The sequence below is a fragment of the Halomonas sp. Y3 genome, from assembly GCF_024137965.1.
In the GTDB taxonomy this organism is placed as follows: domain Bacteria; phylum Pseudomonadota; class Gammaproteobacteria; order Pseudomonadales; family Halomonadaceae; genus Halomonas; species Halomonas mongoliensis.
This window is the reverse complement of sequence record NZ_CP099975.1, coordinates 4,055,773-4,079,846: the sequence shown is the minus strand read 5'-3', so window position 1 is coordinate 4,079,846 and position 24,074 is coordinate 4,055,773. Positions and strand designations below refer to the sequence as shown.

23 protein-coding genes are annotated in these 24,074 nt (G+C 62.4%); 17 read left to right on the top strand and 6 right to left on the bottom strand.

The features are described from left to right. Window positions 1–162: 162 nt before the first annotated feature. The 10 genes from NHL60_RS19340 (at window position 163) to NHL60_RS19295 (ending at window position 10,706) form a co-directional block, all read left to right on the top strand. Complete coding sequence (locus NHL60_RS19340) at window positions 163–861, top strand: response regulator transcription factor (RefSeq protein ID WP_253447272.1); 699 nt, start codon at window positions 163–165, stop codon at window positions 859–861. A 1-nt stretch (window position 862) separates the two neighbouring features. Continuing rightward, window positions 863–1,357 (top strand): curli production assembly/transport protein CsgE, encoded by a 495-nt coding sequence (locus NHL60_RS19335; RefSeq protein WP_253447269.1) that lies wholly within the window; start codon window positions 863–865, stop codon window positions 1,355–1,357. Between the two features lie 64 nt (window positions 1,358–1,421). After that, complete coding sequence (locus NHL60_RS19330; protein ID WP_253447266.1) at window positions 1,422–1,841, top strand: curli assembly protein CsgF; 420 nt, start codon at window positions 1,422–1,424, stop codon at window positions 1,839–1,841. A gap of 46 nt (window positions 1,842–1,887) precedes the next feature. Then, entirely contained in the window at window positions 1,888–2,727 is an 840-nt protein-coding gene (locus NHL60_RS19325; RefSeq protein ID WP_253447263.1) for a CsgG/HfaB family protein, read from the top strand. 351 nt (window positions 2,728–3,078) lie between these two features. Further along, window positions 3,079–3,585 (top strand): hypothetical protein, encoded by a 507-nt coding sequence (locus tag NHL60_RS19320; RefSeq protein WP_253447260.1) that lies wholly within the window; start codon window positions 3,079–3,081, stop codon window positions 3,583–3,585. A gap of 158 nt (window positions 3,586–3,743) precedes the next feature. Next, a complete protein-coding gene (locus NHL60_RS19315; protein WP_253447257.1) occupies window positions 3,744–4,625 on the top strand; it encodes a hypothetical protein in 882 nt (293 codons plus the stop codon). A 100-nt stretch (window positions 4,626–4,725) separates the two neighbouring features. After that, entirely contained in the window at window positions 4,726–7,146 is a 2,421-nt protein-coding gene (gene pgaA / locus NHL60_RS19310) for a poly-beta-1,6 N-acetyl-D-glucosamine export porin PgaA (protein ID WP_253447255.1), read from the top strand. Continuing rightward, window positions 7,143–9,101 (top strand): poly-beta-1,6-N-acetyl-D-glucosamine N-deacetylase PgaB, encoded by a 1,959-nt coding sequence (gene pgaB, locus NHL60_RS19305; RefSeq protein ID WP_253447252.1) that lies wholly within the window; start codon window positions 7,143–7,145, stop codon window positions 9,099–9,101. The genes pgaA and pgaB overlap by 4 nt, the downstream gene beginning before the upstream one ends. Then, window positions 9,098–10,348 carry a poly-beta-1,6-N-acetyl-D-glucosamine synthase gene (gene pgaC / locus NHL60_RS19300; RefSeq protein WP_253447249.1) on the top strand — a complete coding sequence of 417 codons (1,251 nt, stop codon included), beginning with the start codon at window positions 9,098–9,100 and terminating at the stop codon, window positions 10,346–10,348. Before pgaB ends, pgaC begins: the two co-directional genes overlap by 4 nt. Continuing rightward, window positions 10,338–10,706, top strand: coding sequence for a hypothetical protein (locus NHL60_RS19295; protein WP_253447246.1), 369 nt, complete (start codon window positions 10,338–10,340; stop codon window positions 10,704–10,706). The genes pgaC and NHL60_RS19295 overlap by 11 nt, the downstream gene beginning before the upstream one ends. On the opposite strand, the gene NHL60_RS19290 is transcribed toward NHL60_RS19295, so the two are convergent. The 6 genes from NHL60_RS19290 to NHL60_RS19265 all read right to left on the bottom strand — a co-directional run bounded on the left by NHL60_RS19290 (window position 10,651) and on the right by NHL60_RS19265 (window position 16,881). Further along, window positions 10,651–11,013 carry a hypothetical protein gene (locus tag NHL60_RS19290; protein ID WP_253447243.1) on the bottom strand — a complete coding sequence of 121 codons (363 nt, stop codon included), beginning with the start codon at window positions 11,011–11,013 and terminating at the stop codon, window positions 10,651–10,653. The genes NHL60_RS19295 and NHL60_RS19290 overlap by 56 nt on opposite strands. Window positions 11,014–11,054: 41 nt before the next feature. Beyond that, window positions 11,055–12,317, bottom strand: a complete 1,263-nt coding sequence (locus tag NHL60_RS19285; protein WP_253447240.1) for a bifunctional aminoglycoside phosphotransferase/ATP-binding protein — start codon at window positions 12,315–12,317, stop codon at window positions 11,055–11,057. A gap of 46 nt (window positions 12,318–12,363) precedes the next feature. Further along, window positions 12,364–13,653: a glutamate-1-semialdehyde 2,1-aminomutase gene (gene hemL / locus NHL60_RS19280; RefSeq protein ID WP_253447237.1), complete on the bottom strand. Its 1,290-nt coding sequence runs from the start codon at window positions 13,651–13,653 to the stop codon at window positions 12,364–12,366. Between the two features lie 108 nt (window positions 13,654–13,761). Next, complete coding sequence (locus NHL60_RS19275) at window positions 13,762–14,616, bottom strand: hydroxymethylpyrimidine/phosphomethylpyrimidine kinase (RefSeq protein WP_253447234.1); 855 nt, start codon at window positions 14,614–14,616, stop codon at window positions 13,762–13,764. Next, the gene (gene hemJ, locus NHL60_RS19270; protein ID WP_253447231.1) at window positions 14,616–15,047 is read right to left on the bottom strand and encodes a protoporphyrinogen oxidase HemJ; all 432 of its coding nucleotides are present in this window, start codon (window positions 15,045–15,047) and stop codon (window positions 14,616–14,618) included. Before hemJ ends, NHL60_RS19275 begins: the two co-directional genes overlap by 1 nt. Window positions 15,048–15,102: 55 nt before the next feature. Further along, a complete protein-coding gene (locus NHL60_RS19265) occupies window positions 15,103–16,881 on the bottom strand; it encodes a chloride channel protein (RefSeq protein ID WP_253447227.1) in 1,779 nt (592 codons plus the stop codon). Window positions 16,882–16,994: 113 nt separating this feature from the next. On the opposite strand from NHL60_RS19265, the gene argC reads away from it, so the two are divergent. From argC to rsmG, 7 genes are all read left to right on the top strand, one after another. Further along, window positions 16,995–18,029 (top strand): N-acetyl-gamma-glutamyl-phosphate reductase, encoded by a 1,035-nt coding sequence (gene argC, locus NHL60_RS19260; protein ID WP_253447225.1) that lies wholly within the window; start codon window positions 16,995–16,997, stop codon window positions 18,027–18,029. 102 nt (window positions 18,030–18,131) lie between these two features. Beyond that, window positions 18,132–18,485: an iron-sulfur cluster insertion protein ErpA gene (gene erpA / locus NHL60_RS19255; RefSeq protein WP_253447221.1), complete on the top strand. Its 354-nt coding sequence runs from the start codon at window positions 18,132–18,134 to the stop codon at window positions 18,483–18,485. A gap of 117 nt (window positions 18,486–18,602) precedes the next feature. Next, window positions 18,603–19,391 (top strand): transporter substrate-binding domain-containing protein, encoded by a 789-nt coding sequence (locus tag NHL60_RS19250; RefSeq protein ID WP_253447218.1) that lies wholly within the window; start codon window positions 18,603–18,605, stop codon window positions 19,389–19,391. Between the two features lie 111 nt (window positions 19,392–19,502). Beyond that, entirely contained in the window at window positions 19,503–20,174 is a 672-nt protein-coding gene (locus NHL60_RS19245) for an amino acid ABC transporter permease (protein ID WP_253447215.1), read from the top strand. A 13-nt stretch (window positions 20,175–20,187) separates the two neighbouring features. Continuing rightward, window positions 20,188–20,955 carry an amino acid ABC transporter ATP-binding protein gene (locus NHL60_RS19240; protein ID WP_301271080.1) on the top strand — a complete coding sequence of 256 codons (768 nt, stop codon included), beginning with the start codon at window positions 20,188–20,190 and terminating at the stop codon, window positions 20,953–20,955. Between the two features lie 544 nt (window positions 20,956–21,499). Then, window positions 21,500–23,404, top strand: a complete 1,905-nt coding sequence (gene mnmG, locus NHL60_RS19235) for a tRNA uridine-5-carboxymethylaminomethyl(34) synthesis enzyme MnmG (protein ID WP_253447212.1) — start codon at window positions 21,500–21,502, stop codon at window positions 23,402–23,404. Next, on the top strand, window positions 23,401–24,051 hold the full coding sequence (gene rsmG / locus NHL60_RS19230) for a 16S rRNA (guanine(527)-N(7))-methyltransferase RsmG (RefSeq protein WP_253447209.1): 651 nt from the start codon (window positions 23,401–23,403) through the stop codon (window positions 24,049–24,051). The genes mnmG and rsmG overlap by 4 nt, the downstream gene beginning before the upstream one ends. The last annotated feature ends 23 nt before the right edge of the window (window positions 24,052–24,074 follow it).

Genomic DNA, 24,074 nt, shown 5'->3' with positions numbered 1-24,074 from the left:
GGCCGCAGCGGCGCCTCGGCATGAGAAATCTCGTGCTTTGTGACGCAGTAAAAACATGTTGTAACACAACTTTACTATATGAAGGTTTTGGACCATGCTTCTGAACGAGCAGGCAGGGCACCTTCTGAGGCCGACCATCATCAGCGCACTGGAGCGAATATCATGCACAAGGAGAGGGAGAGGGTTCTACTGGTTACCGACATGAACCCTCAGACGAGCATCTTTGTCGAGTTCATCACCCAGAAGCTGACTCGGCCCGTCGACGCCGTAGCGCCATACGACTATCAGGCCGCCGGTCAGGAGAATGCCACCGTCATCCTGCTCGACGCCGACCACGTGGACGAAGCGACCATGCAGGAGTGGCACAACCGCGTCGTGGACACCACCTCGACGCAGCTGACCGCCTTCAACCTGCAGGATGAAGATCACGCCGCCGAGCTGCTCACCTTCCTGCATCTGCGCGGCGTCTTCTACCGCAGCGACCCGCTCGACCGTATCTGCAAGGGGATCGACTCGCTATTCGCCGGCCACCTCTGGATGTCCCGGGCCTTGATGACGCGTCTTATCGAATTCTTCAGGAAACAGCAACTTAATGCGTTTCGGCCCAGCTGCGGCCTGACCCAGAGGGAGATGGAGATTCTCTGCCTAGTCAGTTCAGGCTCATCGAACGGTGAAATCGCCGGCCAGCTTTTTCTCAGCGAATATACCGTGAAGTCTCATATCTACAACATCTTCAGAAAGATTGATGTTCATAACAGAACACAGGCCGCGAACTGGGCCAGGCAGCACCTGGGAGCCCCTCCGCCCCTGGCAGCGCTGCGCAACCAGAAACTTGAAATCAGAAGGCTCCAGGGGAAGTGATATGACCTCTCCAAAAATAGTCGCGGCGCTTCTCCTTCTCGGAGGATACTTAAGCGCTTTTGCCCAAGTGTCCCCCCCTCCTGAAACAGGTTCGGAGGAGGACGACACAGTATCCATCGAAGAGGGAAGCGCCACGGAAGAGTTAAATCGACAGTTTTATCTCGGGGAGCCAGGCCTGTCCGGCATAGTGACCGATAGGACCGTCACCCTGCAGGGGAGAGAGTTCTACAGACAGTTCACCCAGAAAAGCCTTGACAGCATCATCGTCTCGGAAACCAGCCTCTCCGTCCATGAGAGACCTGATGCGCGCTGGGGAAGTCAAGTATGGATATCGAGAAATAACAGTATACTTTTTCAGGCCACACTCCCCCCCAGAATAAGTGATATCGAGGCCTATGCAGAGGCCGCCCTTGAGCAGGTTCAGAGAATTCTGGTTCAGGACGCAATTATTCGTGCCATAGGTAATGATCCTGACCTGGCAGATGAGGAAATATAGGTCGCCAAGCACTGGAAAATAACACTTCTATGAATATCAAAACCAACTATCAAGGAGTCTTGCCATGATCAAGCGCAAGCAGCTGCTTCCCCTTGTCGCTGGAGGTCTTCTGTCAGTGACTTCCGCCTCGGCCCTAGCCGGCGAACTGGTATACCGCCCACTCAATCCATCCTTTGGAGGGGACCCACTAAGAGGAGGGTACCTACTCAACAAGGCCCAGGCACAGGATACCAGAAGAGACCCCAATGCCCCAGATTTCCGGAATTTAAACCAGACTGATCTTTTCATTCAAGAACTACGCTCAGGGATTCTTAACAGTGCTCTTGCACAAGCGCTTCAAGGAGATGCCAGTCCGACAACCATTCGCTCTACAACACTCGATATCATGCTGATACCAAGCACAACTGGCGCTGGGTTCAACTTGAGAATAACCGACAAGACAACAGGAGAAATTACTGACATCAGCTTTGGCCAGCAGTTCTAGGCCATAACAGGCCATAAGACGCAAGGGATTATCGAGGAACTGAGCCATGAAACTAATTGCCACATGCCTGACCGCCGGCATGCTGACCCTGAGCGGCTGTGCCAGCGTCGTCACCTCCTACGACCACCTGGAGGGCGCCCCTGCCACTCTGATGCCGCGAACCAGTACCTACAAGGACCTGGTGGCCCTGCCCAGGCCTAGCGCTCCCATCTATACCGCCGTCTACGACTTCCGCGATCAGACCGGCCAGTATCGACCACAGCCGGCCAGCACCTTTTCCACCGCCGTGACACAGGGGGGGGCCGCCATGCTGAGCGCTGCGCTGGCAGAGTCCGGATGGTTCATTCCTCTTGAGCGTATCGGACTCCAGAACCTGCTTACCGAACGGCGTATCATTCGAGCCAACCTCGAGCGCTTTGGAAGAGAGAGCGAGCTCGAATCGCTCAGTGCCGCCAGGGTGCTCATGGAGGGCGGCATCATCGCCTACGACACCAATATGAAGACAGGTGGCGTGGGGGCAGAGTACTTCGGAATCGGGGCCTCGACGCAGTATCAGGTTGACCAGGTGACCGTGAACCTGCGCGCCGTCGACATCGCCACGGGCGAGGTGCTGGCCAATGTGACAACCAGCAAGACCATCTATTCCCATGAGGTGCGTGCCGGCGTCTACCGCTTTGTGAGCTTCCGTCGCCTGCTGGAGGCAGAGGCCGGCTATACGCACAACGAGCCGGTCCAGATGGCCGTCATGTCGGCCATCGAGTCTGCCGTCGTTCACCTGATAGCTGATGGCGTAGACCGTAACCTGTGGAACCTACAGAACCCTGAGGACAGAAACAACGAAGTGCTTCAGGCCTACAGAAGCGCAACTTCCCCGATGCTTCTGTAACCAGGCGAGAAAAGTATCGGCCGTCCCCCTCAACGGCTCTTATCGGGGTGCCTAATGGCACCCCGCCTTCTTTTCCATACTGCATCGAAAGCTTCATCACATATAAGCCCTTGCAACTCTATGGGTAGCAGCTCGCGCATGTTTTATCCGAGGGCTGTCATGGATGATAAACCTCATACTCAGAACCTGACTATCCGACACAATCCAGCGCTGTTTTTCATCAAATATATCACCCCGCGTTTCATTCTGAATCACTATGGATGACGTGAAGTTTTGTGACGAGACTGTAATCGAAAGAGCAAAAGAGTTTCTCCAGCGAGTATCCCAGGCATCACCGGGAAGGATAAAACGATGCAACCACTCACTTCGATTCGAGCAACATACTCAGCCCTTCTTGTTGCAGGGAGCCTGTTGATCTCTTCAGGAGGGGCTCTGGCCGCCAGCGACCTTTCGGAAAGATTTGAGATAAGCTTGATCGGGACAAGCGGTTCGCAGTACGCCATGATTGAGCAGACGGGAAATGAAAATTTCGCGAACACTTATCAGAGCGGAAGCTACAACATAAGCAGAATTCTCCAGACGGGTGCCGGAAACCGTGGCAACATTTCCCAGTCGGGAAGCGCCCATGATGCGAGAGTTCTTCAGAGTGGTGACTACCTGGATGCCAGTATCATTCAGCATGGGCACATGCATACAGCCAGCATCACTCAGAGCGGTTTCGGCAAGGAAGCCGAGATAATTCAGCACGGAGCCTATGGCAGTGCCAACATTCAGCAGCTGGGTAATTATCATGCGACCCCGGTTTCGATCACCCAGATTTCGCATGGCTCAGCTGTGGTTCAGGTATATCAGCACTGACTTCCGGTGATAGTTGCCAGAATCGGGTCGCTTGATAACCAAGATGTTCGGGGAAGACTCGATAGCCATCGAGGCTTCTTGACAAACTCCCTGGATATTTCAACCCAAACAAGTTTTAGAGAAATATTATCAGGGAATCATCATGAAGGGGAATGGAAATGAAACTCAAGATTACTGCCCTCGCTGCCGCTGTCGCGTTCTCAGGTGCCGCCATGGCCAGCAATAACGAATCCGTGATTGATCAGAGCGGCTTCAACAATGATGCCGAAGTATATCAGGTCGGTTACAGCAATTACTCCAGCGTGACTACCCAAGGTAGTAACAATGACGCTACTGTCACGCAACTAAACACCAGCAACAAATCAATCATCGATCAGGAAGGTTGGGGGAATAGTGCCAACACCTACCAAGATGGATTTAACAACAACTCTACACACCTACAAAAAGGCTGGCACAACACATCAAAAAATGTACAAGAAGGCATTAGCAATGTGGCAAAAGCGAGCCAGAACGGAACTGAACTAAGCTCCGACATTTATCAAAAAGGCACAAAGAACTATGCCGAATCCACTCAGACAGGAATTAAAAATCATTCCGGCATCACGCAAAAAGGGAGCTATAATACTGCCAACACCAAACAGAGCGGAAGCTACAATGAAGCACATGTCTTTCAGGAAGGATCTCACAACAAATCGGATGTCAATCAGTCAGGATACAATAATTTAGCTGATATCTATCAGAATGGTCAGTACAACTACTCCAATGTTATGCAAAGCGGAAGCAGCAACCAGGCTAAATCCGTACAGCTGGGCCAGTGGAATAACTCCGACATCAGCCAGAGCGGCTTCAACGATCTGGCCGATATCTATCAGTCCGGCAAAGGCCATAAATCCAGCGTGACGCAATCTGCCCTGGGCGGCTGGGGCTACTCCGGCTCGTATGCAGCCAACACCGCGCATGTCACCCAGCTTGGCAGCTACAACGTATCAAGCATTGTCCAGCAGGGCGGCGGCAACAGTGCCAACGTCTTCCAGCACTGAGCACGCATGATGCCACGGGAGCCCCGCTGCGGCGGGGCTTTTTACAACTCGATGATGCGGCCCTAGCGGCCCCTTCACCCTGGAAACCGGGGAAACTCCCATGCTGCCGACGCCCTGGCAACTTCTCATTCTACTGGGATGGCTATGTGTCGCCCTCCCCGCTCAGGCTCAGACCGTTGACGCCCGAAGAGAGGCACTGGTGGCTCAGGCCGAAGTCGGTGAGATGGAGCAGGCGCTTCAGGGGCTGCGGCGACTGCATGAGCGGACCGGGGATCCACGGGTGCGAGACGACTGGATCGCGCTGCTGGTTCGCGCGGGACGCCCCGAGGACGCCCTGTCCGTCTGCCCGAAGTGCCCGCTGTCGAGCTATTCGCAAAGCGAGCTGCTGAACCTGGGCGGTGCAGCGCGTGCGGCTGATCAACCCGATCGCGCTATCGCCTTCTTCGGTGAGCTGACACGCCGTGACGCAGGCAGCGCGGATGCCTGGCTCGGTATGACACTGGCCAGCACCGACCTGGAACGCTATCCGCAGGCGACAGCCTATCTGGAGCGCTATCGCGCCCTGGCCGGCATCACCGGGGCCGGGTTGGAGGCGCAGGGGTATCTGGCAGCAAAAAGGGGCGACATCATGGAGGAGCTGCTCATTCGCCAGGCCATCGTCGAGCAGCACCCCGACAATGAGACCGAATTCCAGGCGCTCTATCGTCTCTCCACGGAGCTTGGCGCCAGTCAGGCGGCCAGGCGACTTCTCGAACGCCACCCCGAGCGCTTTACCGCCAGTGACCGAACCTGGCTGACCTATCACGATGCCGTTACCCATATCCGTCTGGGCATCCATATCGAGGATCACCGTAGCGTTCAGCGGGGGCTCGACCAACTCGACAGCGTGCTTGGTACCCCCTCTTTGCCGCCTGAACTGAAGCTGATGGCCAAACAGGACCAGGTGGTGGCCCTCTCCTACCTCAGGCGCTTTGCGGAGGCGGAGTCACTCAGCCAGCGGATACTCGCGGAGCAGGGCCGGCTGCCCGCCTACGTGCTGCGGGCCAGAGCCCAGGCGCTGGCAGGCCTGGGCAAGCCGGAGTCGGCCATCGGTATCTATCGGCACCTCCTCGACGACGCGCCCGAGCGCGGCGCCGACCTTGATGATCCTCTCTATGAAAGCCTTTTCTACAGCTATACCGATGCCAGGCAGTTTCGCGATGCCCAGCGCCTGCTGGAGGAGTGGCGTGCGCTTGAACCCGACTACCGCTGGGACTTCACCGGCACCGTGCAGATCGACAACCCCAATCTGCAGAAGGTGTTGATTATGGAAGCCCTGCTGCAGGCCTGGCGCGGCAGCGAACATGATGCGCATGCACGGGTCGATGCCTATCTGGCCGAGGCGCCCGCCAATCCTTACCTGTGGCTGATGCGAGGTGATATCAGCCGTTGGCGCGGCTGGCCCAGACAAGCCAGGGAAGACTACGAGCACGCCGCCCGTCTGCTCTCTCCGGAGCAGCAGAAGCTTGCTCACCACGGCGAGCTGCTTGCGAGACTTCAGCAGGGCGACTGGCGTGTTGCCGTACCTCAGATACGCCAGGCACTGCGCGAGACCAAGCCCGACGTCACCCGCGACACCCTGGCCAGGGAGTGGCGAGAGCAGCGTGCTGCAGAACTCACGATCACAACGGAACGGAGCAGCGGCACCGGCTCCACCACCGAGGCCTCTCGCGAGTGGATCAATGATGTTGTTTTCAAGGCGCCTCGAGATGACAACGGCTCGCGCTTCTACGCCAGGCGGCTGGATCGATACGGAAAGTTCGATACCGCTTCCCTGCGTGCCGGCGTCAGCCTGGTGGGCTACGAATGGAATCTTCACCCTTCGCTGCTCGACCTTTCGATCGGACACGGGGACCACCTCCATGATGCTCCCTTTCTGGGCATCAGACTGCACCATGACACCAGCGACCAGCTGAACGTCTCGGCAGGGGCCGAGTTCAACAGCCTGTCGACGCCCCTTCGCGCGCTTGATGACGGTATCGACAGCAACCGCTATCACGGAGAGCTTACCTATCGGCGTGATGAAAGGCGCACGCTGGGCGGCGGGCTGAGCATCGAGGACTTCGACGACGGCAACCTCAGGCGAAGCGCCTATGGCTACTGGGATGAAAGGCTGCTCCGGCACGACGCCTGGCAGCTGGCGTCGACGCTCTCGCTTTCGGGCTCCAGAAACAGTGATATCGATACCCGCTACTTCAATCCTCGTCGCGACCTTCACCTGAATGGCCGGCTGGGCCTGAGTCATGATCTTCCGCTGGGCTACAGGAAAACCTTTTCTCAGCAGGCCCTGCTGGGGGCAGGACGCTACCACCAGCAGGAGTTCAGCGACGGAACAACCTGGGAGCTTGGTTACCGTCACCGCTGGGAGTTTTCACCCACCCTGATGCTGGAATACGGGATAGGCCGAGAGCGTTCACGCTTCGATGGTCAGGCGGAGTACGACACGGCCGTGACCGCAGCTGTCACCTGGAGGTTTCCATGACTCGCCTGTTGCTTAACATCCTGCTGATCCTCATGGGAGCTGGCCTGATATCCACGGCAGCGGCGGAGAGGCAGCCGGGTGATTTTGTGGTGATCAGCTATCACGATATCGTCGATGAAAGCTCGCCCGGAGAGCGCCATTACTTCCCACAGACGATAACTCGTGACAGGTTGATCGAGCACTTTAATCTGATCAAGGCCTATGGTTACCAGCCCATCAGCTTCCAGCAGATTCTGGACGCCGAGTCCGGTATACGCCCGCTTCCCGGCAGGGCCGTCATGCTGACGTTCGATGATGGGTACCGCAGCTTCTATGACATCGTCTATCCTCTGCTGAAACTGTATGATTTTCCTGCCGTTGCTGCCGTGGTGGGCAGCTGGCTGGACGCCGAAGCAGGCAGCGAGGTGCCCTATGGTGATACCACTATTCCCAGAGAACAGTTCCTGAGCTGGCCGCAGATGAAGGAGCTGCATGCGGATCCCCTGGTGGAGATCGCCTCGCACACCTACGACATGCATCACGGCGTCATCGGCAACCCTCAGGGCAACGAGCAGGCAGCCGCCGTGACCAGCCGCTGGCTAGGCGATCGCTACGAGTCTGAAGGGGAGTACCTTGAGAGGCTCCATCGAGACATGGAGCAGGCCAGCCGCCAGCTGCAGGAGCGCCTGGGAGAGGGTCCGAGACTGATGATATGGCCCTATGGTGCCTACAGCGAAGCGACGCTGGAAATTGCCGCCCACTACGGCATGCGACACGGCTTCAGCCTGCTAAGCCAGCCAAACATCGTGGGCGTTAACGGCCGCGCCATGGGACGCTACCTGGTCGACCAGGAAACCAGTCTGCAAACCTTCAAGGAAATTCTGAGCAACCGTACCTGGGAGCGCGACGACCTTCGAGTGGTACATGTCGACCTTGACTATGTTTACGACCCCGACCCGATACAGCAGGAACGCAACCTGGATGCGCTTGTCGATCGCATCTATCGCTTCGGTATCACCACCGTCTACCTTCAGGCCTTCGCCGACCAGAACGGTACCGGCGTTGCCGAAGCGCTCTACTTTGAAAACCGCCATCTTCCGGTGAAAGCGGACCTCTTCAACCGCGTGGCCTGGCAGCTGAAGAAGCGTGCCAACGTCAAGGTGTATGCCTGGATGCCGGTCCTTGCCTTCGACCTGGGAGGCGAATACGTCTATGTCACTGATGCCAGAACGAATGCCATCGCCGAGGAGCACTACCTGCGACTCTCACCCTATGTCATTCGCAACCGTGAAGTGATTCTGGAGATCTATGAAGACCTGGGAAGGCATGCCAAGTTTGACGGCCTGCTATTCCATGATGACGCTTTCCTGACCGACTACGAAGATGCCGGTAAGGCGGCAATGGACTGGTACCAGAATCAGTGGTCGATGCCATCGGATATATTCTCCATTCGGCGCGACCCTGAGCTTTTCGAGCGCTGGGCAAGCGACAAGACCGAATTCCTGACTCACTTTACCCTGACGCTTGCCGAAGCCGCCAACCGCTACCGTCAGGCGGACAACATGACATTTACGACGTCAAGGAACCTCTATGCCATTACCTTGATGGATCCCAGCAGCAAGCGATGGCTTTCCCAGAGCCCGGAGAGCTTTTCCGGTGCCTATGACTATGTCGCAGTCATGGCGATGCCCTATATGGAGGGCGCGGATGATTCCGGTGCCTGGCTGAATGAACTGGCCATAAAGGCGCTCGCCCGAGTGCCTGCCGAACAGCTGCTTTTCGAGCTTCAGACTCGCGACTGGAGAGATCAGTCTCCCATCCCGGACGCCGTACTTATCGACTGGATAGACCGGGTTCGCAACGCAGGAATCCAGCACATCGGCTACTACCCCGACGACTTTCTTTCCAATCACCCTGACACCTCCAGAATTGGCCCTCACTTCTCCCTAGGTCGTCGCTTTGGAGTCAAGAGATGAGTATTCCGGACCTTCTCGCCATCTTCACATTTGGCTACCCCATCACCATGGCCACCATCTGGATATGTGGCGGTATCTACTTCTATGTTCACTGGGAAAGAAAGCAGCCCTGGCCGGCCACATACTCCTGGGGGGGCGATGCTCCCAAGGTTACCATCCTTCTTCCATGCTTCAATGAAAGTGGCAATATCGACGAAACGGTAGGGCACCTATTCAAGCAAAACTACCCCTGCCTGGAGGTCATTGCTATCAATGACGGAAGCACCGACAATACGGCCGAAAAGCTCGAAGCACTCCAGCTTTCCTTTCCAGAGCTCAAGGTGCTTCACCAAACCAATCAGGGTAAGGCCAGCGCTCTCAATAACGGATTAAAGTACGCCTCCGGTGAGATCATCGTGGGCATTGATGGAGATGCCGTCCTGGACTATGACGCCATCGGCTATATGGTGGGGCATTTTCTCGGCAGCCCCAGGGTCAGCGGAGTGACCGGTAACCCAAGGGTCAGGACGCGATCCACGATCATCGGCAAGATACAGACAGGCGAGTTTTCTTCCATCATTGGGCTGATCAAGCGTGCCCAGCGCATCTACGGCATGGTTTTCACGATATCCGGCGTCGTTTGCGCCTTCCGGAAAAGCGCACTGGAAGCCATCGGAGGCTGGAACACCGACATGGTAACCGAGGATATCGATATCAGCTGGCGGATGCAGCTGGCCGGCGGCCAGGTGCGCTACGAACCGCGGGCACTCTGCTGGGTGCTGATGCCCGAGACCGTGAGGGGCCTTTTCCGGCAGCGGCTGAGGTGGGCTCAAGGCGGTGGGGAGGTCTTTCTACGCTACTTCACCGCATCACTTAAGTGGGAAAATCGCCGCTTCTGGATTCTGATGGGAGATTACTTGCTGAGCGTTATCTGGTGCTATTCGGTTCTTCTTCTGCTCGGCTGGTGGGCTTTAGGCGTCCTGTTTTCGAATGGGGCCTGGAGCCTTTCAGATAGTTTTCTTCATTATTTTGGCAGCACTCTGGTGGCTGTAAGCTTCCTGCAGTTTGTCGTCAGCTTCTCCATCGATAGCCGCTATGACAGGGAGATATTTCGCTGCACCTACTGGTGCATCTGGTACCCCTTTGTTTACTGGATACTGAACCTTGCCACCGTGATCATTGCCTTTCCACGAGCCATAATGCGACAGAAAGGCTGCAATGCCACCTGGAAAAGCCCAGACCGAGGAGAGCTCTTCCATGAAAAATAAGCTGGGACATATCGTGATCGAGAATCCGCGCAACATGAGCGCCGGGTATATGCTGCGTGACACCCTGATTTCGCTGGCAACGCTGCTGATCTGGTCACTATGCATGACCAGGCTCTATCTTTTCCTGGCCTCGTTACCCAATATCACCTCGGACCATGCTTCCATGGTGATGCTGAAACTTCTCGCCACGAGCTTCTGCGTGACGCTGGCAGTGTTTCATGCCTGGGCCATCTACAACCGCTGGCTCCACTGGCGGCAAGCCGGAACGCAGACCACCTCTGCACCGGTGCCAATGTCGCTGGCTAGCGCAACCTCAGGCGAATCTCGCTTCCAGGGCCCTGGGTCCGTGAACGGCTGACGTTTCCCCCCTTGCGCACCTCGACGGACAGCGCCCCCCGCGCGCTTGTCTGACGTACCGCGATGTCGATACCGTGCCCCGATAGGCCCAGCCGATACGGTACCTCTTCCTCCAAACGGTGAACCACCTCGCCTTCATCTCGAAGCAGGTTCAGCGTTGCAGTGAAGCGGGTCCCCGGATCACCATCGATGATGACCTTGATATCATCGGCCATTGTCTCTGCCGCCTGCATCCGTGATCCTCCACCGGTATAGGCCCCTGCACCGAGCAGCAGGGCCAGTGCCCCAACCATCATCCAGCCTTGCATCTGGCACCTCCATCACTTCGGCGGGCCGTTGCCGAGCGCCGTCAGCGAGTCAGCCTGACATGCTCATGCACCAGCGACACCAGCGTCTCAGCTGCATTATCGGCCGTGGTGTCCAGATGCACCAGATGCAATCGCTCCTCGTCGCCGAAGGCCTCCCGCTCGGCCTGCTGGCGGTCGAGTACCGCCAGGCTCTTCTCGGCCTCGATGCCCTGGCGATCGGCACGCTTCTCGATGCGGCGCCGAAGCGTCGCCTCATCCGCTTCGAAGCTGACCATCAGGCAGGGCAACCCCCGCGCCTCGGCCTGCTGGCGCAGCAGGTCGCGCTGCCAGCGCTTCAGGCAGGTGGCATCGACGCAGGCCGGGATGCCGGCATCCAGCAGGGTACCCGCGCAGCTGGCCAGGCGCTGATAGGTGCGGTCAGTGGAAGACTCACTGAAGATATCCACAGCAGGGTCCGGCGCCACCCCCTGTGGATGGTTCGACTCTGGCGACAGCCCATGCAGCCGGCGGCGCTCCGCATCCGAGCAGACCCGGATCGCCCCCAGTTGCGCCACCAGCCCCGAGGTGAAGCGGCTCTTGCCGCTGCCCGAGACGCCCACGGCAATCACCAGCGGCGGGAAGCGGAACTCGGCGATACGCTCCGCCAGCGCCAGGAAACGACGACACTCGGCCATGCTCTCGGCCAGGCGCGCCGGATGCTCGGGATCCTGGCCGGGCGCCGGGCGCCGCTGCAGGGCTCGCCGGGCACCGCTCAGGGCGTGGCAGGTGCCATAGAGCGACAGCAGACGCGCCTGGGAGTAGTCGCCGGTCAGGCGCAGGTAGCGATCTAGGGCCCGGCGCGTCAGCGCCGACTCCCCCCTTGCCTCGAGCCCTACCAGCAGGGCGGCAAGATCGCTGGCCGGATCCGCCGGCAGCGCAAAGCCGGGCGCCGCCGGGTCGCGCCCGATGGCGTTGACCAGCAGGGTGCGCCCCTCGTGGCACAGGCGGCTCGCCGGATGAGCGAGAGCCCAGCTCTTCCGCTGACGCGCCCGCCGGTCGTCGAGCAGCGGCTGGAGGCGCACCAGATCCTGGCGCAGCCACTCGCCGAGATGGTCGAGCCGGCCGCGCTCCTCCTCGTCGAGTATTCCCTCGCCAATGGCCGCCAGCTCTTCACGCACCATCTGCTCCAGGGTGTCACAGGGATCGACGGCCGACTCGTCATCGGCTCGGGCCGTCCCGTGATAGGCCGCCAGGGAGTCGACCAGTGACTCCAGGCTCTCGTTGGTGTCACAGGCCCGGTCAGGCACAGCGGCAGGGTGCGTCATCGCGAGTCTCCCGGTGGTGGGTGGCGTGGGTGGCTAAGCAGGGGACTCAGGCCCGCTGCATGACCACGAAGGCCTTTTCGGCGGCGTCCAGGGTGAGCTGGATATCCTCCGGCGTATGGGCGCTGGACATGAAGCCCGCCTCGTAGGCGGAGGGAGCCAGGTAGACCCCTTCGTCCAGCATGGCAGCGAAGAAGCGCCGGAAGGCGTCGGCATCGCAGGCGGTGGCCTGGGCGAAGTTGTCGACGCGGCTCTGGCCGGTGAAGAAGAGGCCGAACATGCCGCCCGCATGCTGGGTGATCATCTCGACGCCGGCCGCATCGGCACGCTCCTTCAGGCCATGGCAGAGGGTCTCGACCCGCTGGGCCAGGGCGTCATGGAAGCCGGGCTGGCGCAGCTTGGTCAGCAGGGCGATGCCCGCCGACATGGCCAGCGGATTGCCGGACAGCGTCCCTGCCTGGTAGACCGGCCCCAGCGGCGAGATGTTGGACATGATCGTCTCGCTGCCGCCGAAGGCGCCCACCGGCATGCCGCCGCCGACGATCTTGCCCAGGCAGGTGAGATCCGGACGGATGCCATAGTGGGCCTGGGCACCGCCCATGGCCACCCGGAAGCCTGTCATCACCTCGTCGAAGATCAGCACGCTGTCGTTGGCATCGCAGACCCGGCGCAGGCACTCCAGGAAGCCCGGCTGGGGCGGGATGCAATTCATGTTGCCGGCCACCGGCTCGACGATGATGCAAGCGATCTGGTCACCGATCTCCTCGAAGCACTGCTCCACGGCATCGATATCGTTGTAGGAGAGCGTCACGGTGTGCTCGGCCAGGGAGGCCGGCACGCCGGGGGAGCTCGGCTCGCCGTGGGTCAGGGCACCGGAGCCCGCCTTGACCAGCAGCGAGTCGGAGTGGCCGTGGTAGTTACCCTCGAACTTGACGATCTTGTCGCGTCCGGTCACCCCTCGGGCCAGTCGAATCGCCGACATGGTGGCCTCGGTGCCGGAGCTGGTCATGCGCACCATCTCGATGGAAGGGATCATCTCGCAGATCAGGTCGGCCATGGTGGTCTCGATGGCCGTCGGCGTGCCGAAGGAGAGTCCGCTATCGAGGCGCTCGCGCACGGCATTCAGCACCTCCGGGTCGGCGTGGCCGGTGATCATCGGTCCCCAGGACCCCACATAGTCGACGTAGCGCTTGCCCTCCACGTCGAACAGGTAGGCGCCCTGGGCGCGCTCCATGAAGACCGGGGGACGCTGCATGCCCTTGAAGGCGCGTACCGGTGAGTTGACGCCGCCGGGAATATGGCGGCAGGCCCGTTCGAAGAGTTCAGCGGATGTCGTCATGGCGTCTTCCGTCCTTACAAGCTGTGGATAATTCTCTGGATAACCATTTGATGGGCACCCCGATGCCCCTATTCTCGGTGCTGGGAGTGGCGATGGCCAGCTTCCCGCTCAGTCGGCAGCCTCTTGCTTCCCGGACGACGTGACCGGGGTCATGGGCAGGCGCCAGAGTCGACGCGGCAGCGACTGGGCCTCGCCGGGGCGCCAGCCGTGGGCCAGGGTCTGCCAGGTAAAGGCCTGGGCCTGCTCGCAGGCCGCTACCAGGGACTCCCCGGCCGCCAGCCGCGCCGCCAGGGCGGAGGCCAGGGTGCAGCCGGAGCCGTGAAAGCGCCCTTCCAGGCGTGGCCAGCTCCACTGGCGGCTCTGATCCGGGGTGTGCAGGGTGTGGGCCACGCGATCGGCCGGCGTACCCGCGGCCGGGCTGTCGGTCCCGGTCACCAGCACCGCCTGGCAGCCCAGGGACATCAGCTCCACGGCCCGCTCGGTATCCTCGCCGGGAAGGCTGGAGAGACGCGCCAGCTCGGTCCGGTTGGGGGTCAGGATATCCACAAGGGGTAGCAGCCGCTCCCGAAAACCATCCACCAGCTCGGCTGTGGATAACTCTCGCCCACCGCCGGCCTTCAGCACCGGATCCACCACCAGCGGCACCCCGGGAAAACGGCGCACGATATCGCTTACCGCATCCAGGGTCGCCAGGTCGGCCACCAGCCCCACCTTGATGGCGGCGATCTCGAACTCGTCCAGCGCCTCGGCGGCGGCCCGCATGGTATCGGGATCGCAGGGCACCACCCGCTGGACATCACGACAGCTCTGCACCGTCAGCGCGGTGGGAATGGTCAGCGCCCAGCCGCCGCAGGCGGCGATCGCCTCGGCATCGGCGACCAGGCCGGCACCGCCGGTGGGGTCGTGACCCGCCATGACCAGCACCGCCGGCAGATGCGGGGACACCTCGTCGGCCATCGCCATCAGAAGGGCTTGAGCACGGCGAGGAAGATGATGATCAGCAGGGCAATCACCGGGAGCTCATTGAACCAGCGGAAGAAGACGTGGCTCTTGGTGCAGCGGCCGTCGCGCAGCTGCTTGAGGTAGATCAGGCAGACATGATGGTAGGCCACCAGCAGCGCCACCAGCAGCAGCTTGGCATGCAGCCAGCCCTGGCTCAGCCAGAAGGGCATCAGGTAGAGCATCCAGCCACCGAAGAGCAGCACGGCGATCATCGAGGGTGTCATGATCCCCCGGTAGAGCTTGCGCTCCATGACCAGGAAGTGATCGATGGCCTGCTGCTCGCCGCGATCCCGCGCCATGGCGTGGTAGACGTAGAGGCGCGGCAGATAGAAGAGGGCGGCGAACCAGGTCACCATGGCAATCAGGTGCAGTGCCTTGATCCAGAGATACATGAACGCTCCTGGCAGGAAGAGTGGCTGAGAACAGGGGGCGGGGCCGCGGCAAGGGTCACTCGCTGAAGCGATAGTACCGCTCGATGGCGCCCCGCGTGATGATACCGGAAATCCGCTTCTGTTTCGGGCGGTTGCCATGCTCGACGTAGAGGGCATCCACCGCCTGGTCATTGAGCCGCTCGAAGGCCTCGGAGAGGGTCGCCTGCAGGTGAATGGGCGCCAGTTCCAGGCGCAGGCCGGGGATCTCCAGCAGGTCGATGAGTTCCGCGTCTTCGCCCTCGCCGCCGGCCTCATCCGACGGCGGCGCCGACTCGACCTCCATCAGCCAGCGCGCCAGGTCCGCCGCCTTGAGCGCCAGTGCCGGCTTGTCATCGCTGGAGCGCTCGATAAGGATCCAGATCGGGTTGCGCGCCAGGAGGGCCCGAGCGCGCTCCCGGGTCACCATGCGCGGCGTGCGCTCCAGGCTGCGCTCCATCACCGCCGGCACCGACACCCGGGAGAGCGCCTGCATCAGCGGCTGCTGCAGCGGGTGCAGGCCCTGGCGGGTCGCGCTGATAAAGAAGCCATCGCAGCGGCAGAGCTGGCGCGAGGTGAGACAGGAGACCACCACCGCCAGCATGCCGGGGAGGATGATGTTGGGGTTATGGGTCAGCTCCAGCAGGGCCATCAGCGCCGCCAGCGGTGCCTGCAGCACCGCCCCCATCATCGCCGCCATGCCGAGCATGGCGTAGACGCCCGGCTCGGCGCCCTGCCCGGGCCAGATCCAGCCGCCCAGCAGCCCCATCAGCGCCCCCGCCGCGGCCCCGATCACCAGCACCGGGCCGATGATGCCGATGGGAATGCCGCTGGCCACGGTGATCGCCGTGAGCAGCAGCTTGGCCGCCACCAGCGCCAGCAGCACGTCCACCGCCAGGTCGCCGGTCAGCGAGGCTTCCAGGCTGTCATAGCCGATCCCCTGCACCTCCGGGTACCACCAGGCCACCCCGGCGGTCGCCACCGCCACCAGCGCCAGCCGCAGCGCGACCGGCAGCCGGCGAATCCAGTCGCTGCGGGCCAGATGGATGAAGAGTCCCGCCAGCAGGCCGATCACCAGCGCCGATACCACCAGCCAGGGCAGGTTGGAAAGGGAACCCAGACTCACCGTGGGCACCTGGAAGGCCGGCTCAGAGCCGTAGACCAGCTGGGCCACCACCGCCCCCATGGTGGAGGCCAGAATCACCGGCATGAAGCCGGCGATGGTGTACTCCATCATCACCACTTCCATGGCGAAGATGACCCCGGCGATGGGCGTGTTGAAGGAGGCGGAGATGCCGGCGGCGGTGCCGCAGGCCACCAGCACCCGCAGGCTGTTGTGGGGGAGGCGCAGCTGCTGGCCGAGGCCGCTGGAGGCGGCCGCCCCCAGGTGGATCGCCGGGCCCTCGCGGCCGGCGGAGAGCCCGCCCAGCACCGTGACCACGCCGACCCACCACTGATTGAGCCAATTGCGCAGGGGAAAGCGTCCCTGGTGGTAGGTCAGACGCTCCATCACATGGCCGACGCCCAGCTTGCGGGCCTTCTCCGGCTGACGCCACAGGAAGATACCGACGATGATGACCGCCAGGATCGGCAGGGCCGAGCGCACCTGGGGCGAGAGCCCCTCGAAGGCCTCGGGGTCGCCGCCGGGCATGAAGGCCAGGGCGCCAAGATCGATCAGCAGCCGGAAGCCGACCATGAAGCCACCGGTGATCAGCCCCGACACCACGCCCAGCACGCAGAGCTGGGGCAGGGCATCGACGCTGGCCAGGCGCTGGCGGAAGCCCTCCAGGCTGAGGTCCGGCAGTGAGAAACGCGGCACGGCGAAATTCCTGTTCGACCAGTGACGGAGCCGGCTGGGTCGGCCCCCGCCTTCTTGTGTATCATATTCGTCATAACCGAGCCCAGCCCAGAGCCAAGCGGAAGGAGGTCAACGTGATCAAGGTCGGAATCGTCGGCGGCACCGGATATACCGGCGTCGAACTGCTCAGGCTGCTGGCCCAGCACCCCGAAGTCGAGGTGGAGGCCATCACCTCCCGCTCCGAGGCGGGCGTGCGCGTCTGTGACCTCTACCCCAACCTGCGCGGCCACTACGACACCCTGGCCTTCAGCGAGCCCGATGCCGAACGCCTGGGCGCCTGCGACGCCGTCTTCTTCGCCACCCCCCACGGCGTGGCCCACGCCCTGGCCTTTGATCTGCTCGAGCGCGGCACCCGGGTGATCGACCTCTCCGCGGACTTCCGCCTGCGCGACGCCGAGGAGTGGGCCGAGTGGTACGGCCAGCCCCATGGCGCCCCGGCCCTGCTGGAGGAGGCGGTCTACGGCCTGCCCGAGGTCAACCGCGACAGGATCCGCCAGGCGCGGCTGATCGCCGTACCCGGCTGCTACCCCACCGCCGTGCAGCTCGGCCTGCTGCCGCTGCTGGAGGCGGGGCTGATCGATGCCGGGCATATCATCGCCGACTGCAAGTCCGGGGTGACCGGGGCAGGTCGCGGCGCCAAGGTGCCTTCGCTGATGGCCGAGGCCAGCGAGTCCATGAAGGCCTACGGCGCCGCCGGCCACCGCCACCTGCCGGAGATCCGCCAGGGCCTCGGCGATGCCGCCGGCGCGCCGGTGGGGCTCACCTTCGTCCCCCACCTGACGCCGATGATCCGCGGCATCCACGCCACTCTCTACGGGCGTCTCGTCGGCGAGCCGGGAGACCTCCAGGCGCTCTTCGAGCAGCGCTTCGCCGAGGAGCCCTTCGTCGACGTCATGCCCGCCGGCAGCCACCCGGAGACCCGCAGCGTCAAGGGGGCGAATCTCTGCCGCATCGCCGTGCACCGCCCGGGCAACGGCGACACCGTGGTGGTGCTCGCGGTGATCGATAACCTGGTCAAGGGCGCCTCCGGCCAGGCGATCCAGAACCTCAACCTGATGTTCGGCTTCGCCGAGAACGCCGGCCTCGAGGCTCCAGCGCTGATGCCCTGAGGCCAGTTCGACAGGGCGCCTCCCCGGCAAAAGTTGACCCTTTTGCTGGGGATTGGGGATAATGACGGGTCGACTTCTCCATTTCCCTCGAGGGAGCTCTCCATGAGCGGTGCCGAATCCTTTGTTCCCACCCCCCTGCTGCTCTCCGACAGTGCCCGGGCAAGGCTCCGGTCGCTGGTCGAGGAGGAGGGCAACAGCCAGCTCAAGCTGCGCGTCTACGTCACCGGTGGCGGCTGCTCCGGCTTCCAGTACGGCTTCGACTTCGCCGAGGAGGTCGCCGAAGACGATACCGTCATCGAGTTCGGCGACGTCGCCCTGGTGGTGGACCCGCTCTCCTACCAGTACCTGGTGGGTTCCACCGTGGACTTCGAGGAGGGCCTGGCCGGCGCCCGCTTCCTGGTCCAGAACCCCAATGCCACCACCACCTGCGGCTGCGGCGCCTCCTTCATGGTCTAGGGACGCCCCGCGGGCTGCCGAGAACCGTGAAATCCCCCGACTTGACGCTCTGGGGCATTCTCGCCAAGGTTGAAGAGGCGAGACCCACCAGATAAAGACTCAATAACGGGGAATCTCATGAAAAGATCCGCTTGTGCATCACCCTTCCTGAAGCAAACTGCACTGGCTGCCGCCCTGGCGCTGGGCCTTGGCGCGGCCGGTTCGGCGCTGGCCGATACGCCCCGCGTCAACGTGGTCACCGACCCAAGCTTCGTGCCCTTCGAGATGATGGATCCCGAGACCGGCGAGATGATCGGCTTCGACATGGACATCATCAACGAGGTGGCCGAGCGCGCCGGCTTCGAGATCAACCTGACCACCATGGAGTTCGCCGGCATCATTCCCGCCGTGCAGACCGGCAGTCAGGAGATCGCCATCGCCGGCGTGACCATCACCGAGGAGCGCGCCCAGATCGTCGACTTCTCGGACCCCTACTACGACTCCGGCCTGCAGATCATCGTGCGCGCCGACAACGACAGCGTCGAGACCCTCGAGGATCTCGAGGGCATGTCCATCGCCACCCGCATCGGCTCCACCAGCTACGACTTCCTCCAGGAGCAGCTCGGCGATCGCGCCGACATCACCCCCTACCCGGGCAACAGCGACATGTACATGGCGCTGCTCGGCCGCAACGTGGATGCGGCCTTCTACGATGCCCCCAACGTCGCCTACTTCTCCCAGACCCGCGGCGAAGGGCGTACCAAGGTGGTCGGTCCGCTCTACGAGGGCCAGCAGTACGGCATCGTCTTCCACAAGGGAAGCCAGAGGGTCGAGCCGGTCAACGAGGCCCTGGCCGAGATGCACGAGGATGGCACCTATGCCGAGATCTACGAGAAGTGGTTCGGCGAGGCGCCCTCCGAGGAGTGAAGCGCCCTTGACCTGACTCCTCGCCGCCTGCCAGCGGCGAGCTGACCAGCGGGGCCGGGCGGTAGCACCTCCCGGCCCCGCCTCGTTCCCAGCCATCCCGGAGAAACGCCCGTGGACGTGACCTTTCAATTCGACTGGGCGGCGGCATTCCGCTCGATACCCCACCTGCTGCCGGGCATTCCCTGGACCCTGCTGATCTCCTTCGGCGGGCTGGCCATCGGCTTTGTCATCGGCATCGTCTTCGGACTGATGCGCATCAGCCCGTCGCGCCTGCTGCGCCTGCCGGCCATCCTCTATATCGAGGTATTCCGCGGCACCCCCATCCTGGTTCAGGTGCTCTTCATCTTCTACGGCCTGCCCCAGCTGCTCGGCGGTCCCATCAACGCCCTCACCGCCGGCATCGCCGCCATCGCGGTCAACTCCGGCGCCTACATCTCCGAGGTAGTACGCGGCGGCGTGCAGTCCATCGAGCGCGGCCAGCGTGAGGCGGCGCTGTCGCTGGGCCTCTCCCGCACCCAGGCCTTCCGCTACGTGATCTGGCCCCAGGCCTTCCGGCGCATGATTCCGCCCCTGGGCAACCAGGGCATCATCAGCATCAAGGACACCTCGCTGTTCTCGGTGATCGGCGTCGGCGAGCTGGTTCGCCAGGGGCAGATCTATATCGCCACCACCTTCACCGCCCTGGAGGTCTACTTCATGGTGGCCCTGATGTATCTGGCCATCACCTGGAGCCTGTCGCTGCTGCTTCGCCAGCTCGAAAAGCGCGGCCTGGTCGGTCAATAAAGGGAGCCCATTCATGACACAGAACACCAACGCAACCGCTCCCATCGTGCGCATGGAGAAGGTCAACAAGCACTTCGGCAGCCTGCACGTGCTCAAGGAGATCGACCTTGCGGTCACCCCCGGCGAAGTCGTCGTGATCATCGGGGCGAGCGGCTCCGGCAAGTCGACGCTGATTCGCTGCATCAACGGCCTGGAAGAGTTTCAGTCGGGCCATATCGAGGTGGACGGCAACGAGCTGCTGCCCGACGGCAAGAGCGGTCGCGCCCTGCAGCGCATCCGCACCGAGGTCGGCATGGTCTTCCAGCAGTTCAATCTCTTTCCCCATATCAGCGTGCTGGAAAACGTCATCCTCGCTCCGATGAAGGTGCGCGGCTGGAGCCGCGCAGACGCCGTGGAGACCGCCGAACGCCTGCTGGAGCGGGTCGGCATCAGCGACCAGGCCAGGAAGTATCCCAGCCAGCTCTCCGGCGGCCAGCAGCAGCGCGTGGCCCTGGCCCGCGCCCTGGCCATGGAGCCGCGCCTGATGCTCTTCGATGAGCCCACCTCGGCACTCGACCCAGAGATGATCGGCGAGGTTCTCGATGCCATGCGCGAGCTGGCCCGGGAGGGCATGACGATGATCATCGTCACCCACGAAATGGGCTTCGCCCGGGAGGTCGCCGACCGGGTGATCTACATCCACAAGGGGGAGATCGCGGAGCAGGCGCCACCGGAGAAGATCTTCGACCGGCCCGCCGACGAGCGTACCCGCAGCTTTCTGGCCAGGGTGCTCAAGCACTGATCCCTTGTGTCCGAAACGCTCGCCCCCCAAGCGAAAAAAGCCCCTGTCGACGCCGATAGGGGCTTTTTTTCGCCTGTGGATAGAAAATTTTCGTGAAGCGCCAATTCCCGCTGCCGGCCCCGTCACCGCAGGGCTCGTGGATAAGGTGCCCGGTTGTTCACAGGCGCGGGCACAAGGGCGGTAGCCGCCGGTGGACAACCCGTTGGAAAGTCACGCTGTGGGCAAGTCGCCATTCTGTCCACAGCCTCGCTTCAGGGTATACGCAGCCTGCCTGCCCTTTATCCCCTTTTTCTTCAACACAATAAGTAATTGATTTTAAATGGTTAAGTTTGGTTTTCCACGATTTTTATCCACACCAGTAGTTACAACCATAACAGAACTTCTCTTTATACTTCTTTATTTCTATTTAAGAGGGGAAGAGTGATGCTTCGCCGCTCGCTCGGGGTGTGGAAAACCCTGACGATTACCCACAGGGGCGTTATACTGCCGGGCTGATTCCATCCCCTGTCTGCAAGACGGCGCCACGGCGCCAACGAGGTGCACCTTGGATTATCCCGACCGCTTTGACGTCATCGTCATCGGCGGTGGCCATGCGGGAACCGAAGCCGCCCTGGCCTCCGCTCGCATGGGCTGTCAGACCCTGCTTTTGACCCACAACATCGAGACCCTGGGCCAGATGTCCTGCAATCCCGCCATTGGCGGGATCGGCAAGAGCCATCTGGTCAAGGAGATCGATGCCCTGGGCGGTGCCATGGGCGTTGCTACCGATCTGGGCGGTATCCAGTTCCGCACGCTCAATGCCCGCAAGGGTCCGGCAGTGAGAGCAACCCGTGCCCAGGCCGACCGCGTTCGCTACAAGGCCGCCATCCGCGGCATGCTGGAGAATCAGCCCAACCTGACCCTCTTCCAGCAGGCTGCCGGCGACCTGATCGTGGAGCAGGACTCGGTCCGCGGCGTGACGACCGAAACCGGCATTCGCTTTCTGAGCGAGACGGTGGTTCTGTGTACCGGCACCTTCCTCGGCGGCGTGATCCATATCGGCCTCGAGCAGAGCCGCGGCGGCCGCGCGGGTGACCCGCCCGCCAATCGTCTCGCCGAGCGCCTGCGCGCCCTGCCGTTCAGGGTCGATCGCCTCAAGACAGGCACGCCCCCGAGGCTGGATGCGAGAAGCCTCGACTTTTCGCAGCTCGAGGAGCAGCCAGGCGATACCCCGACGCCGGTGATGTCGTTCATGGGAAAGCGCGAGCAGCATCCTCGCCAGGTGAGTTGCCATATCGCCCATACCAACGAGCGCACCCACGAGATCATTCACGCCAACCTCGACCGCTCGCCGATGTACTCCGGCGTGATCGAAGGGATCGGGCCGCGCTACTGCCCCTCCATCGAGGACAAGGTGCACCGCTTCGCGGACAAGTCGAGCCACCAGGTCTTTATCGAGCCGGAAGGGCTGGACACCCATGAGCTCTACCCCAACGGCATCTCCACCTCGCTGCCCTTCGACGTGCAGCTCGAGGTAGTGCGCTCCATCAAGGGGCTGGAGAACGCCCATATCACCCGGCCCGGCTACGCCATCGAGTACGACTTCTTCGATCCCAGGGACCTGAAGCACTCCCTGGAGACGAAATTTATCCACAACCTCTTCTTCGCGGGGCAGATCAACGGCACCACCGGCTACGAGGAGGCCGGGGCCCAGGGCCTGCTGGCCGGGCTCAATGCCGCCCGCCGAGCCAAGGGGCTGGAGGCGTGGTGGCCGCGCCGCGACGAGGCCTACCTGGGCGTGCTGGTGGATGACCTGATCACCCTGGGCACCCGGGAGCCCTACCGGATGTTCACCTCCCGGGCCGAATATCGGCTGCTGCTGCGCGAGGACAACGCCGATCTGCGCCTCACCGAAGCGGGCCGCGAGCTGGGGCTGGTGAACGATACCCGCTGGGCCGCCTTCGGCGAGAAGCGCGAGGCCATCGAGCGCGAGAGCGCTAGGCTCCGTGCCTGCTGGGTGCAGCCCGGCACCACGGCGGCGATGGCGGTCGAGACGAAGACCGGCAAGCCGCTCTCCCGGGAGTACAGCCTGATGGACCTGCTCAAGCGCCCGGAGCTCGGCTATCGGGACCTGGCCGATCTGCCCGGCATCGACGGCGAGTCGGTGACGGACGAGTCCGTGGCGGAGCAGGTGCAGATCCAGGCCAAGTACCAGGGCTATATCGACCGCCAGCAGGAAGAGATCGACCGGCTCAAGCGCCACGAGGCGACGCCGCTGCCGGAGGATCTCGACTACTCCCGGGTCGAGGGGCTCTCCCATGAGATCCGCCAGAAGCTGGCCGAGGCGAAACCGGCTACCCTGGCCCAGGCCTCGCGTATTTCCGGGGTCACCCCGGCAGCGGTCTCTATCCTGCTGATCCATCTGAAGAAGCGCCGCCTGCTCGACGACCACAGGGCGGCCAGCGCATGACGGTATCCGATACGGCGGTGGAGGTGAGCCTCGACCAGGGGCTCGAACGCCTGGGGATCGCGGTGGATGCCGAGCAGCGCCGCCAGCTGCTCGGGCTGGTGGGCCTGTTGCACAAGTGGAACCGCGCCTATAACCTCACCGCGATACGCTCTCCCGAGGAGATGGTCTCTCGCCACCTGCTCGACAGCGCCGCCGTGCTGCCCTTCGTGACGGGGCCGACCCTGCTCGATGTGGGCGCCGGACCTGGCTTTCCCGGCCTGGTACTGGCGATTCTCAGGCCCGAGCTTGCCGTCAGCCTGCTCGACAGCAACGGCAAGAAGGTGCGTTTCCAGCGCCAGGCGGTCATGGAGCTGGGGCTGACCAACGTGACGCCGGTGCAGGCGCGGGTCGAGGCCTTTGAGGAACGCTTCGATCAGGTGATCTCCCGGGCCTTCGCCAGTCTCGGCGATTTCGTCTCCCTGACCCTGCCGCTGGTGGCACCCGGTGGGCAGTGGCTGGCCATGAAGGGGCCGGCGGTGGAGGAGGAGCTGGCCGGGGTGCCGGACGGGGTGGTGCCGGTGGCCCACCACGCCCTGGAGGTTCCCTTCGAGGTCGGCAGTCGCCTGCTGGTGGTGCTGGAGCGACAGCCCGCCGGGTCGGCCCCATGACAACCCGCGTTTTCCCGCAACGG